The sequence below is a fragment of the Bordetella sp. H567 genome (assembly GCF_001704295.1).
In the GTDB taxonomy this organism is placed as follows: Bacteria; Pseudomonadota; Gammaproteobacteria; order Burkholderiales; family Burkholderiaceae_B; genus Bordetella_C.
Window position 1 is genome coordinate 1,755,631 of the sequence record NZ_CP012334.1, and the last position, 13,315, is coordinate 1,768,945.

11 protein-coding genes are annotated in these 13,315 nt (G+C 67.4%); 6 read left to right on the forward strand and 5 right to left on the reverse strand.

The genetic code is table 11. From position 1 onward, the window contains the following. Window positions 1-4: 4 nt before the first annotated feature. The 6 genes from AKI39_RS24865 to ftsB all read left to right on the forward strand — a co-directional run bounded on the left by AKI39_RS24865 (window position 5) and on the right by ftsB (window position 7,740). Complete coding sequence (locus tag AKI39_RS24865; RefSeq protein ID WP_076879674.1) at window positions 5-1,243, forward strand: DmpA family aminopeptidase; 1,239 nt, start codon at window positions 5-7, stop codon at window positions 1,241-1,243. 124 nt (window positions 1,244-1,367) lie between these two features. Next, complete coding sequence (locus tag AKI39_RS07985; RefSeq protein WP_066634296.1) at window positions 1,368-2,186, forward strand: M55 family metallopeptidase; 819 nt, start codon at window positions 1,368-1,370, stop codon at window positions 2,184-2,186. 20 nt (window positions 2,187-2,206) lie between these two features. After that, a complete protein-coding gene (locus AKI39_RS07990; RefSeq protein WP_066634298.1) occupies window positions 2,207-4,117 on the forward strand; it encodes an aminopeptidase P family protein in 1,911 nt (636 codons plus the stop codon). A 116-nt stretch (window positions 4,118-4,233) separates the two neighbouring features. Continuing rightward, entirely contained in the window at window positions 4,234-5,889 is a 1,656-nt protein-coding gene (locus AKI39_RS07995; RefSeq protein ID WP_066634300.1) for a CTP synthase, read from the forward strand. A gap of 90 nt (window positions 5,890-5,979) precedes the next feature. After that, window positions 5,980-7,266: a phosphopyruvate hydratase gene (gene eno, locus AKI39_RS08000; protein WP_066634302.1), complete on the forward strand. Its 1,287-nt coding sequence runs from the start codon at window positions 5,980-5,982 to the stop codon at window positions 7,264-7,266. Window positions 7,267-7,335: 69 nt separating this feature from the next. Continuing rightward, window positions 7,336-7,740 carry a cell division protein FtsB gene (gene ftsB / locus AKI39_RS08005; protein WP_066634307.1) on the forward strand — a complete coding sequence of 135 codons (405 nt, stop codon included), beginning with the start codon at window positions 7,336-7,338 and terminating at the stop codon, window positions 7,738-7,740. 117 nt (window positions 7,741-7,857) lie between these two features. On the opposite strand, the gene AKI39_RS08010 is transcribed toward ftsB, so the two are convergent. From AKI39_RS08010 to AKI39_RS08030, 5 genes are all read right to left on the reverse strand, one after another. Next, window positions 7,858-8,829 (reverse strand): hypothetical protein, encoded by a 972-nt coding sequence (locus tag AKI39_RS08010; RefSeq protein ID WP_066634309.1) that lies wholly within the window; start codon window positions 8,827-8,829, stop codon window positions 7,858-7,860. 168 nt (window positions 8,830-8,997) lie between these two features. Then, entirely contained in the window at window positions 8,998-9,918 is a 921-nt protein-coding gene (gene hslO, locus AKI39_RS08015) for an Hsp33 family molecular chaperone HslO (RefSeq protein WP_066634311.1), read from the reverse strand. A gap of 77 nt (window positions 9,919-9,995) precedes the next feature. Further along, on the reverse strand, window positions 9,996-10,517 hold the full coding sequence (locus AKI39_RS08020) for a gamma carbonic anhydrase family protein (protein ID WP_066634313.1): 522 nt from the start codon (window positions 10,515-10,517) through the stop codon (window positions 9,996-9,998). A gap of 19 nt (window positions 10,518-10,536) precedes the next feature. Further along, complete coding sequence (locus AKI39_RS08025; protein WP_066634315.1) at window positions 10,537-12,213, reverse strand: acyl-CoA synthetase; 1,677 nt, start codon at window positions 12,211-12,213, stop codon at window positions 10,537-10,539. Between the two features lie 167 nt (window positions 12,214-12,380). Then, a complete protein-coding gene (locus tag AKI39_RS08030) occupies window positions 12,381-13,253 on the reverse strand; it encodes a UDP-2,3-diacylglucosamine diphosphatase (RefSeq protein ID WP_145925220.1) in 873 nt (290 codons plus the stop codon). Window positions 13,254-13,315: the final 62 nt, after the last annotated feature.

Here is a 13,315-nt window from a genome sequence, read left to right on the forward strand (position 1 = left end):
GCATATGGACGCGCAGCCTGGTTTTCCCCGCGTCGGCACGCTGCCGTGCGGGCCGCTCGATTCCCTCTGCGACGTCGCCGGCGTGACCGTCGGCCATGCCACGCTGGCGCGCGGGGCCTTGCAGACCGGCGTGACGGTCGTGCGCCCGCATGCGGGCGACCTCTACCGCGACAAGGTGCCGGCCGCCGCCAGCGTGCTGAACGGCTTCGGCAAGAGCGTGGGCCTGGTGCAGGTGGAAGAGCTCGGTGTGCTGGAAACCCCCATCGCGCTGACCAATACCTTCGCGGTCGGTACCGTGGCCAATGCCCAGATACGCCAGGCGGTGGCCGCCAATGCGCAGATCGGCCGGGACTGGCCCACGGTGAACCCGCTGGTGTTCGAATGCAATGACGGTTATCTGAACGACATCCAGGCCATGGCGGTCACCGAAGCCGACTATGTGGCCGCGTTCGACGACGCGGGGCCGCATTGCGCGCAGGGTGCCGTCGGCGCCGGCCGCGGCATGTCCTGCTTCGGCTTCAAGGGCGGCATCGGCAGCGCATCGCGGCGCACGCGCCAGGTCGAAGGGCGCTCGTGGATGGTGGGGGCGCTGGTCCTGGCCAATTTTGGCCGGCAGCCGCTGCTGACCGTCGCGGGCCGGCCGTTCGGCCGGTGGCTGGAACAGGCGCGGGCCGAGGGCGGGCAGGCGGCATCCGCCGGCGGCACGCGATCGGCGCACGCCGTCGATGGGCAACCGGCGCGGGCGGGTGATGGGCAGTCGGCGTCCCCGGACGCGGCGCGATCGGCCTTCTTCGGGGAGGCCCAACAGGGCCAGGCTGGACTCGGGCCGGCTGTCCCCGGCACCCCCGCGGCGGAGGACGATGCGGAAAAAGGCTCCATCATCCTGCTGCTCGCCACCGACGCGCCGCTGGACGCGCGCCAGCTGCGCCGCCTGTCGCTGCGGGCCGGCGCCGGGCTGGCCCGCACCGGTTCGGTGTTCGGCCACGGCAGCGGCGACATCGCGCTGGCGTTTTCCACGGCCTACACGGTGCCGCACCTGGCGCAGCGGGCCATGCCGGCCGTCGCCATGCTGCATGAGGCGCGCATCGACCCGCTGTTCGAGGCGGCCGCCGAAGCGATAGAACAAGCCATCCTGCACGGCTTGTGGCACGCGGAAAGCGTCACCGGCCGCGACGGCCACCGGCGCCTGGGCGTGCGCGATGCCATCCCGGCGTGGCAACAATGGCTGGACCGCCGCGCCTGATTTTCGTGGCCGACGACGCCGCCCGGCCCAGGCGGGCCGTCGTGGCGAGCCGGCACCCGCGTCCGCGCGGCCGCTCTTGCCGGTCGGCGGGCACCATTGATCTTCCTTTCCTGATCGAGCAACCATGCGCATCCTGATTTCCACCGACATCGAAGGCGTTGCCGGCGTCTTCCATTCCCAGCAGGTCACCGCCGGCAATTCCGAATACGAACGCGCGCGCGCCTGGATGACGGGCGAAGCCAATGCGGCCGTCGCGGGCGCCTTCGAAGGCGGCGCCGACGACGTGCTGGTCAACGACTCCCATGGCGGCTACCGCAACTTGCTGCCCGACGGCATCGACGAGCGCGCTCGCCTCGTGCTGGGCAAGCCGCGCTACCTGGGCATGGTCGGCGGGCTGGAGGAAGCTTGCGACGCCGTGTTCATGATCGGCTACCACTCGCGCGCCCAGGGCCGCGGCGTGCTGGCGCACACCATCAACGGTTTTTCCTTCGCCAAGGTGCGCATCAACGGCATGGAGCTGGGCGAGGCGGGCCTGTACGGCGCGTTGGCGGGCGAGCTCGGCGTACCGGTGGCCATGGCCAGCGGGGACGACGTATTCATCGGCGAAACCCGGGAGCTCTTTCCGGGGGCGGTCTGGGTGCAGACCAAGATCGCGCGGGGTCAGGGCAGCGGGGTATCGCTGTCGCCCGCGGCCGCGCGGGCCGCCATCCGCGAGGCCGCGCGCCAGGCCATGGACAATATCGGCACGCTCAAGCCGTTGCGTATCGAACCGCCTATAGAATGCGTCCTGCAGACCCAGAATTCGGCCCTGGCCGATCTGTTCTGCACCTGGCCCGCGCTGGAGCGCGTGGACGGCGTGACGCTGCGCTTCACCACCGATAGCATGCAAGCCGCCATCCGCACGCTGAACAGCCTGGCCGCCATGTCTTTCATGCTGCGCTGAAAACGCGCCCAAGGATTCCGATGTCGCATACCGACGCCCGTATCGCCGCGCTGCGCCAGGCCATGGCCGCCCGCGGCTTGTCCGCCTACGTCGTCCCCTCCGCCGACCCGCATTTGTCCGAATACCTGCCGGCGCGCTGGCAGGGGCGGCAATGGCTGTCCGGCTTCACCGGGTCGGTAGGCACCCTGGTCGTCACGGCGGATTTCGCGGGCCTGTGGGTGGACAGCCGCTATTGGGTCCAGGCCGAAGCGCAGCTCGCGGGCACCTGCGTCACGCTGATGAAGCTGGGGGATCCCGGCGTGCCCGCGCATCCCGAGTGGCTGCGCGATCACTGCGGCGCCCTTGTGGCGGCACCAGGTGCTTCCGCGGCATCCCTCGCGCCGTCGCCCGCGCCCGCCGAGGCTGGGCAGGCGGACCCGTCCGCCGGACGCGGGGCCGCCGGCGCCATCGTCGGGGCCGATGGCCAGGTCCTGTCCCTGGCGGCCCATCGGGCCTTGTCCGAGGCAGTGTCGGCCGCGGGTGGCAGCCTGGACATCGGGCATGACCTGCTGGCGGAAATCTGGCCGGACCGCCCGGGGCTGCCGACGGCGCCGGTGCGGGAACACCTGCCGCCGTACGCCTGCGTGGCGCGCGCCGACAAACTCGCGCGTGTACGCGCCGCCATGAAGGCCAAGGGAGCGACCGCGCACGCGATCAGTTCCCTGGACGACGTGGCCTGGCTCTTCAACCTGCGGGGCGCCGACGTCGACTACAACCCGGTCTTCGTGGCGCATGCCCTGGTGCTGCCGGATCGGGCAGAGCTGTTCACGGCCCCCGGCAAGATCGATGCGGCCCTGGCCGGCCGCCTGGCCGCGGACGGCGTGGCGGTGCGCCCCTATGAGGCCTACGCCGCCGCGCTGGCGGCGCTGCCCGCCGACGCCGCCGTCCTGGTCGACCCGGCCCGTACGACGGTCGGCGTGCTGGCGGCCCTGCCGGCGCGGGCGCGCAGGGTGGAAGCGATCAATCCCAGCACCCTGGCCAAGTCCCGCAAGACCGACGAGGAACTGGTCCACGTCCGCGCCGTCATGGAGCAGGACGGCGCTGCCCTGTGCGAATTCTTCGCCTGGTTCCAGGCGGCGGTCGGCCGCGAACGCATCACCGAGCTGACCATAGACGAAAAACTGTCCGCGGCCCGCGCCCGCCGGCCGGGCTTCGTGTCGCTCAGCTTCGGCACCATCGCGGCGTACAACGCCAACGGCGCCATGCCGCATTACCGCGCCACCCCCGAATCGCATGCGGTCATCGAGGGCGACGGCCTGCTCCTGATCGATTCCGGCGGCCAGTACGAGGGCGGGACGACCGATATCACCCGGGTGATGGCGGTCGGTACGCCCTCGGCGGAACAGAAGCGCGATTTCACGCTGGTCCTCAAGGGCATGATCGCGCTGTCGCGCGCCCGCTTCCCGCGCGGCGTCCTCTCGCCCATGCTGGACGCCATCGCCCGCGCCCCCATCTGGGAGGGCGGGGCGGAATACGGCCACGGCACCGGCCACGGCGTGGGCTATTTCATGAATGTCCACGAAGGGCCGCAAGTGATTTCGCATCGCGCGCCGGTGTCGCCGCATACCGCCATGGAGCCGGGCATGATCACCTCCAACGAGCCGGGCATCTATCGCCCCGGACGCTGGGGCGTGCGGATCGAAAACCTGGTGTGCAACCGGCCCGCCCAGACCACCGAATTGGGTGAATTCCTGGCCTTCGAAACCTTGACGCTGTGTCCTATCGATACGGCTTGCATCCAGGCCGATCTGATGCGGCCGGACGAGCTCGCCTGGCTGGACGGCTATCACGCGCAGGTACGGGAACGGTTGCTGCCCCACGTGGACGGCGCCGCCCGCGACTGGCTGCTGGCGCGGACCCGGCCGCTGCGCCCCGGCGCCCACCCGGGCTAAGCCGGCGCGCCGGCGTTGTTACTTCGCGACGCCAGGGGAAATAGAAGGATTCGGCGGGCTGCCGGCTATAATCCAAATTTCCCGCACGCGCCCGGCCGCCCCGGGCGCTATTCACGATGACCAAATACGTATTTGTCACCGGCGGCGTGGTGTCTTCCCTGGGGAAAGGCATTGCCGCCGCGTCCCTTGGCGCGATCCTTGAATCGCGCGGTCTGCAAGTCACCCTGCTCAAGCTCGATCCCTACATCAACGTCGACCCCGGCACGATGAGCCCCTTCCAGCATGGCGAAGTGTTCGTCACGGAAGACGGCGCCGAAACCGACCTGGACCTGGGCCACTACGAGCGTTTCATTTCCACGCGCATGCGCAAGGTGAACAACTTCACCACCGGGCAGATCTACGAATCGGTACTGCGCAAGGAACGCCGGGGCGACTATCTGGGCAAGACGGTCCAGGTCATTCCGCACATCACCAATGAAATCCAGGACTTCATCGCGCGTGGCGCGGAGGCGTGCTGGGACGGGAACACCGATGTGGCCATCGTCGAAATCGGCGGTACCGTCGGTGATATCGAATCGCTGCCCTTCCTGGAAGCCGCCCGGCAGATGAGCCTGCGCATGGGGCGCAACAATGCCGCCTTCATCCATCTGACGCTGGTGCCTTTCATTGCCTCGGCTGGGGAACTGAAAACCAAGCCCACCCAGCACTCCGTGCAGAAACTGCGTGAAATCGGTATCTATCCGCACGCGCTGCTGTGCCGTGCGGACCGCCCGGTCCCCGAAGACGAACGCGCCAAGATTTCACTGTTTTCCAACGTGCCGCTGGACGCCGTGATCTCGGTCTGGGACGCGGATTCGATCTACAAGATCCCGGCCATGCTGCACAAGCAGGGCCTGGACAACCTGGTGTGCGACGCCCTGGGCCTGACGCCGCCGCCCGCCGACCTCTCCATGTGGGACGACCTTGTCGAAGCCCTGGAACACCCGGTGCGGGAAGTGACCATCGGCATGGTCGGCAAGTACGTCGACCTGACCGAATCCTATAAATCGCTGACCGAAGCGCTGGTGCACGCCGGCATCCACACGCGCTCGCGCGTCAAGATCGAATACATCGACTCGGAAGACCTGGAAGCGCACGGCACGGACAGCCTCAAGCACCTGGACGCCATCCTGGTGCCGGGCGGCTTCGGCAAGCGCGGCACCGAGGGCAAGATCGCGGCCATACGCTATGCGCGCGAAAACGGCGTGCCCTACCTGGGCATCTGCCTGGGCATGCAGCTGGCCGTCATTGAATTTTCCCGCCATGTCGCGGGCCTGGGCGGCGCCAACAGCACCGAATTCGATCCGGCGGCGCCCCATCCGGTCGTGGCCCTGATCACCGAATGGATGGACCGCGAAGGCCGTGTCGAAAAACGCGACGTCAATTCGGACCTGGGCGGCACCATGCGCAAGGGCGCGCAGCGCTGCCCGGTCAAGCCCGGTACCCGCGCCGCGCAGATCTACGGGCCGGAGGTCAACGAGCGCCATCGCCACCGCTATGAGGTGAACAACGTCTACGTGCCGCGCCTGGAAGAGGCCGGCATGGTGATCAGCGCGCGTACGCCCACCGAAAACCTGCCTGAAATGATGGAGCTGCCGGCGCATCCGTGGTTCGTGGGCGTGCAGTTCCACCCTGAATTCACATCGACGCCGCGCGACGGGCATCCCCTGTTCTCCAGCTATATCCAGGCCGCCATCGACCGGCAGGACCGCCGCGCCAAGGATGCTGCTTGAAGCGCCACGCCCGCTTCATGCCCGGGGCGCCGTGGGCCGGCGCCGTCGCGTAGAAGTTTCTTGATCTTATCGACTTAGGGAAGAACCATCATGAGTGCAATCGTCGACATCATCGGCCGCGAGATCCTCGATTCGCGCGGCAATCCGACCGTGGAATGCGATGTACTGCTGGAATCGGGCGCCATGGGCCGCGCCGCCGTGCCGTCGGGCGCGTCGACCGGCACCCGTGAAGCCATCGAATTGCGCGACGGCGACAAGAACCGCTACCTGGGCAAGGGCGTGCTGCGCGCGGTGGAGAACCTGAACACCGAGATTTCGGAAGCCCTGATGGGCCTGGATGCGCAGGAACAGACCTTCGTCGACCGCACGCTGATCGAACTGGACGGCACGGAGTCCAAGGAACGCCTGGGCGCCAATGCCCTGCTGGCCGCCAGCATGGCCGTCGCGCGCGCCGCCGCCGACGAGTCCGGCCTGTCGCTGTACCGCTATTTCGGCGGCAGCGGCCCCATGAGCATGCCGGTGCCGATGATGAACGTCATCAACGGCGGCGCCCACGCCAACAACACGCTGGATCTGCAGGAATTCATGATCCTGCCGGTGGGCGCGGCAAGCTTTCGCGAAGCCCTGCGCTGGGGTGCCGAAGTCTTCCATGCGCTGAAGAAACTGATCAATGCCCAGGGTATGTCCACCGCCGTGGGCGACGAAGGCGGTTTCGCGCCGAACGTGGCGAACCACGAGGCAGCCATCCAGTTGATCCTGAAAGCCATCGGCGAAGCGGGCTACGAGCCCGGTACGCAGATCGCCCTCGGCCTGGATTGCGCCAGCTCGGAATTCTTCAAGAACGGCAAGTACGTGCTGGAAGGCGAGGGCGGCATTTCGCTCAGCTCGCAGGAATTCGCGAATCTGCTGGCCACCTGGTGCGACAAGTACCCCATCATTTCCATCGAGGACGGCATGGCCGAAAACGATTGGGAAGGCTGGAAGCTGCTGACGGATCAGTTGGGCAAAAAGGTGCAGCTGGTGGGCGATGACCTGTTCGTCACCAACACGCGCATCCTGAAGGAAGGCATCGCCAAGGGCGTGGCCAATTCCATCCTGATCAAGATCAACCAGATCGGCACGTTGACCGAAACCTTCGCCGCCATCGAGATGGCCAAGCGCGCCGGCTACACGGCCGTGGTATCGCACCGCTCGGGTGAAACGGAAGACTCCACCATTGCCGACATCGCGGTGGCCACCAACGCGATGCAGATCAAGACCGGCTCGCTTTCGCGCTCGGACCGCATGGCCAAGTACAACCAGTTGCTTCGCATCGAAGAGGAACTGGCTGAAGTGGCCTCCTATCCCGGCCTGGAAGCCTTCTACAACCTGCGCTAGCGTTCCGGCGCGCCTGGCGGCGCGCCGGCGATCGCGCGCCGCCGCTCAACCTCCATCGGATATCCCTGCATGCGCCTGTTGTTCCTGGTTCTGCTGGCCCTGGTCTGCCTCATCCAATACCCGCTGTGGCTGGGCAAGGGCGGGTGGTTCAAGGTGTGGGACCTGCAGAAACAGATGGCGGCGCAGCGCGCGGTCAACGACGGCATGCGCGCGCGCAACGCGGCGCTGGACGCCGAAGTGCACGACCTGCAGACGGGCACCGGAGCCCTGGAAGAGCGCGCTCGCAGCGAACTGGGCATGATGAAGGACGGCGAGGTCTTCGTACAGATCGTTCCGGGGGGCACCAGCACGCCCGTCACGGCACCGACCGCCGCGGCGAACCGCCCTGCGTCCCCGCCGGCGTCCAACCGTGCGACCCCCGCGTCCGCGGCGGGCAACCGTCCCGCGCCCGCCCAGCAGCCGGCGCGCCGCTGAGGCGTAAGGCCGCTTCCGCAAGGAGCAGTGCCGCCCGGCAGGGTATGAGCGCTTGGCGCGGCATTGACGGGTCCGGCATGGCGCGGCATCGGCGTGTGGGACGGCGGCATACCCGCGTCACGACGAAGGCGCCGTCACACAGCACAAGAGAACGCCGCAGAGCGCCTCCTCTGTAGCCGAGCTGGCGCCGCCTTCTGCCGCATCGCCCGTTACGACTCCGCTTTCCACGCCCGTCCTCGCATCGCCCATCAACCCGAGTCGCGCCGCCGCGCCAGCGCCCATGGCCATCGCGGGCGTACTCCTGTCGCGCGCAGGGTGCGCCCCTGACCTCCCGTCGACCTTCCCGGAGTCGATGCCCCGTGTTCGGTGCCGGGATAAGCGGCCATCGGCGGCCGCCGACCACTGCACCGGATGCGATTGCATCGGCAAGTCGAGCTCCATCGCGATCCGCAGCATGCCGGCGCGGGCGGCGGGATCGCGTCCACCGGCGACCGACGCCAACCGCCGCAGCAGCGTCCGCACCCCCGGCACCATGGGCGGATGTGCGTAGGCCAGGCGCAGCCGCAGCGTATTGGCCTCGAAGATGGTCTGTCCCGATCGCGGCCCGCGTCCGCCGGGCCATCCCATGCGGCGGCGGCGCAGATGCTGTTCCGCCTGGTAATCGTTGCTGATGGCGGGCAGGCCGCGCGCGCCGGCCACGCGCAGGGTCGTATCGCCAAAATCCGCGTACGCGCCCGCCGTCGGGGAAAGCACGTCGATGCGCCACGGCGGCGCGCCCGTTTGCTGCGTCACGGCCAGGAAGCTTGCCCGCATCCTTGCGCGCGGGCTCTTGTGCGGGCCGGGCGGGTGGAACAGCGGCAATAGTGCGGTCTCGAAGGCCTGTTCAATGGCGGCCGGCCGTCCATGCGCGGTGGCGCCGGCGCGGGCGGCTTCCAGCAGGGCCAGATGTAGCGCCTGCCGGGTGATGTGCCAGCGGGCGCCTTCGATGGCAAGCAGCGCGCAGAACAGCAGCGGCACCGCGGCAATGGCAAAAGCGGCCGTGCCGCCGCCCCGCTGGCGGCTCGGGGGCCGGGGAATCGGAAAGGGCATGCCCGCCAGTCTGCGGCGCCGCACCGCGCGTGTCGATTGCGATATCTACGTGTGACGAAGAGATCGCGGGATGCCGCGGGCAACGCGGAACCTGTGGAAGGCGCCCCAGCGGACACCCCCGGAAGGACGGTGCAGCCCCGTACCGATCCCGGCCCGGGGCGCGAGCGCTCAATGCACCGTCGGCGGATCCTGTTCCGGCAGCGCCTGTGAATCCGTGAACAGGCCGGCGCAATCGACCGCGTCGAAGACATAAGGCTTGCCGCAGAAGTCGCAGGCCACTTCCACCTTGCCGCGTTCGGCCAGGATGTCCTCGATTTCCCCGCGGCCCAGCATGCGCAGCATCTCGGCGACCTTGCCGCGGTTGCACGGGCAGTGCCAGCGCACCCCGGCGGGCTCGAAGGTCAGCAGGGTTTCTTCCCAGTACAGGCGATGGATCAGGGTATCGATGTCCGTGGCCAGCAGCTCGTCGGACTTCAGCGTTTCCGCCAGATGGATGGCACGGTTCCAGGTCTCCTGCGCGGCTTCCGGCGCCTGCACGGTGCCGCCCTGGCCGGGCATGCGCTGCAGCAGCATGCCCGCCGCATGGTTTTCGTCGGCGGCCAGCCACAGGCGGGTGTCCAGCTGCTCCGACTGCTGCATATAGTGGCTGAGCGCGTCCGCGATGGTCTCCCCGACGATCGGCACGATGCCCTGATAGGCCTGTTGCCCGGGCGCTTTGCGCTGCGGATCCAGGACGACGATGAAACGGCCGTTGCCGCCCGGATTCATCAGGCTTTGCATGGTGCCGGTATCGGGCACCGCGTGGTCCTGCCGCAGCTTGACCGTGGCCCGCAGGCTGAGGTCTGCGCGGCATTCCACCACCAGCAGCGCGATGGGGCCGTCGCCCTGGACCTGCATGACCAGGGAGCCCTCGAACTTCAGATTGGCCGCCAGCAGCGTGGATGCGGCGATGAGCTCGCCCAGCAGCCGCTTGATGGCAATGGGGTAATCGTGATTGACCTGGGCGGCACGCCAGGTGTCATGCAACCGTACCGCCTGCACCCTCACGGTACGATCCTCGAACAGGTATTTCTTCAGAAGATCAGTCATCCGCGAATGTTAGCCGATACCGCCTTCGCGCCGCGCCGGGCCGCCCGGCTGCTTATGGCTGAGGAGGGCGGCCGGCGTCAGCCTATCCGCTTCAACACGCGCTTGTATTGCTGCCCGCGATCGACGTAGCCCAGCGTGTTCTGGTGCATGCGCTCGATCTCTTCCGGTGTCAGTTCGCGCACCACCTTGCCGATGCCGATGACCAGGCTGTGGTCCGGGATGACGCGGCCTTCCGGAATAATGGCGCCGGCGCCGATCAGGCAATTGCGGCCGACCACGGCGTCGTTCAGCACGATGGCCTGAATACCCACCAGCGCGCCTTCGCGTATCGTGCAGCCGTGCAGCATGGCCTGATGGCCCACCGTCACGCCTGCCTCGACCACCAGCCCATGGCCCTTGTCCACGTGCAGCACCGACGATTCCTGGATATTGCTGCCCCGCTGGATGACGATGGGGGCGTTGTCGCCGCGTATCGTCACCTGCGGCCAGATGCTGACGTATGCTTCCAGCGTGACGTCGCCGATGATGTCGGCGCTGTCCGCGATATAGGCGCTGCCGTCGATGCGGGGCGCGACGCCGTCGAGTTCGTAGATGGCCATGGCAATGTTCTCCGTTGCGTCAGGCGGGCTGGTCGCCGCGCGCCTTCTCCGCTTTTTCCTCTTCCCGCTGCCGCAGTACCCGCCGCTGGACCTTGCCGGTGGTCGTCATGGGCAACTCGTCGACGAACTCGATTTCCTTCGGGTATTCATATGGCGCCAGGCGCTCGCGCACGTGATCCTGCAGGGCCTGCACGATGCCTTCGCGCGGCTGTTCCGCGAATTCCGGCGTCAGTACGACATAGGCCTTGACCAGGGCACCGCGCTCGGTGTCCGGCTTGGGCACCACGGCCGCGTTGGCAACCGCGGGGTGGCCCAGCAGGCAGCTTTCGATTTCCCCCGGGCCGATACGGTAGCCCGCCGACTTGAACACATCGTCGCTGCGGCCGGCGTACCAGAGGTAGCCGTCTTCATCGATGCGGGCCAGGTCTCCGCTACGGCACCAGTCGCCGGTGAACTTGGCGGCCGTGGCGACCGGATTGCGCCAGTACTGCAGGAACAGGATGGGGTCCGGCTGGCCGTGGATGTCGTAGCGGTTCAGCGCGACTTCGCCGACTTCGCCCGGCTTGACCGGCTGGCCCTGTTCGTCGATGACGGCGACGCGGTGGCCGGGATAGGGCCGTCCCATGCTGCCTGACTTGGCGGGCCAGCGGGCCTGGCTGTTGCCGACCAGGTAGTTCATTTCGGTCTGGCCGAACATTTCGTTCGGCGTGATGCCGAGCGCGGACTGGCACCAGCCGAATACCGTTTCGCCTACGCTTTCGCCGGCGCTCATGATGGCGCGCAGGGCCAGCTTGTAGCGTTCGCGCGGCGCGGGTACGGCTTTCATCATCGCCTTCAAGGCGGTGGGGAACAGGAACGTATTGGTGACCTGGTAGCGTTCCAGCAGCTCGAACGCGCGTTCCGGGGAAAAACGCCCGCGCGTGCCGACGATGGGGTGGCCGAAATACAGCGTGGGCAGCAGGGCATCCATCATGCCGCCGGTCCAGGCCCAGTCCGCGGGCGACCAGAACACGTCGCCCTGCCTGGGAAACCAGTCCTGGGACGCCACGAAGCCCGGCAGATTGCCGATCAAGGCGGAATGGGGCAGCAGTGCCCCCTTGGGCGCGCCAGTGGTGCCGGAGGTGTAAAGCAGGATGGCGGGGTCGGTCGCCAGCGTATTGATCCGCTTGAACTCCGCCGGCTGCCGCGCCAGCAGGCTGCGCCAGGGCAGTACGCGTTCGTCGGCAAAGCCGATACCGATGATCTGCTGCAGCGACGGACATTGTTCCGCCACGGACAGCAGATTGGCGCTGGAGGCGGCATCCACCACGGCGACGCGCGCTTCGGCGTCGCGCAGGCGCGATTCCAGGGCCTCCGGGCCGAACAAGCCGGACAGCGGCACGATGACGGCACCCACGCTATAGGTCGCCATGTGCACGACGGCGGTCTCGGGGCGTTGTCCTAAAACAACACCTACGCGGTCACCCTTGCCCACGCCCATCCGCACCAAGCCATTGGCCAGCTGGTTCGCCGCTTGAGCCAGGCGCCCGTAGGTCCAGACCTCTCTATTGCCGGCTTCGTCTTCGTAATAAATAGCAATGCGGCGAGCGTCGAGACCACTCTCGGCCCAACGGTGGCAGCACACCTCGGCGATGTTGAACTGGGTCGGTACTAGCCAGCGGAATGAGTCGTAAAGCGCCTGGTATTGATCGTTCATGGCCCTGTTATGAGCGGTTACAACGATGGAACTCGTCGGCAGTGCTTTTGGGGCCGGATTGCCCCAGACGCAAGCATGACGTACAGGGCCACTATCTGCAACATTGGCGTGTGGCCCTTGCCTGGGTCTAGGGTTATTACGGATGTTTCGGCCGGGCCGCCGATGCTTTAGGGGTGTTTGCCCTGCCGGCGCAGGGCCGAGGGTAGTGCCGGCAGCGACATCGGGCGCGGGGAGCGCGAAGGCGGCGTGCCGGCCACGCGCTCGGCCAGGGTAGCGGCCCAATCGATCAACTGCAGGTGGCCGCTGTGGTCCTCCGTGAGGGCGGACAGGCTTTCCACCCAATCCCCGTCGTTGCAGTAGAGCACGCCGTCGATGTCGCGCAATTCGGGCTTGTGGATGTGGCCACACACCACACCGTCCAGGCCGCGGCGGCGCGCTTCGCCGGCCAGCGCATGTTCGAAGTTGGTGATGAAGGCGACCGCGTTCTTGACCTTGTGCTTCAGGTACTGGGATAGCGACCAGTAGTGCAGTCCCATGCGGTGCCGCATGCGGTTGAAGTAATGATTCAGCCAGAGCGCGAACTGATACAGGGAATCGCCCAGGTGCGCGAGCCATTTGCTGTGCTGGATGACGCCGTCGAACTGGTCGCCGTGCAGCACCAGCAGTCTGCGGCCGTCAGCCGTCTCGTGGACGTCTTCATCCACGATTTCGATGTCGCCGAAGGCATAGCCAATGAACTCGCGGGCGAATTCGTCGTGATTGCCGGGGACGAAGACCACCCGCGTGCCTTCGCGCGCCTTGCGCAGGATGCGCTGCACGATGTCGTTGTGCGCGCGGGGCCAGTGCCAATGCTTGCGCAGCTGCCAGCCGTCCACGATGTCGCCGACCAGGTATAGCGTTTCGGCTTCGTTGTGATCCAGGAAATCCAGGAGGAATTCGGCCTTGCACCCCGCCGTGCCGAGATGCAAGTCGGAAATCCACACAGTGCGCCAATGCGTCGGGCGAATCTCGTTCACATGTCCCTCGGTTCGCGCTGTCATGTACGCATGGAATCACCGGGCGATGACGCCGATGTGAAACTGGGATGGCGCTTTCATGACAG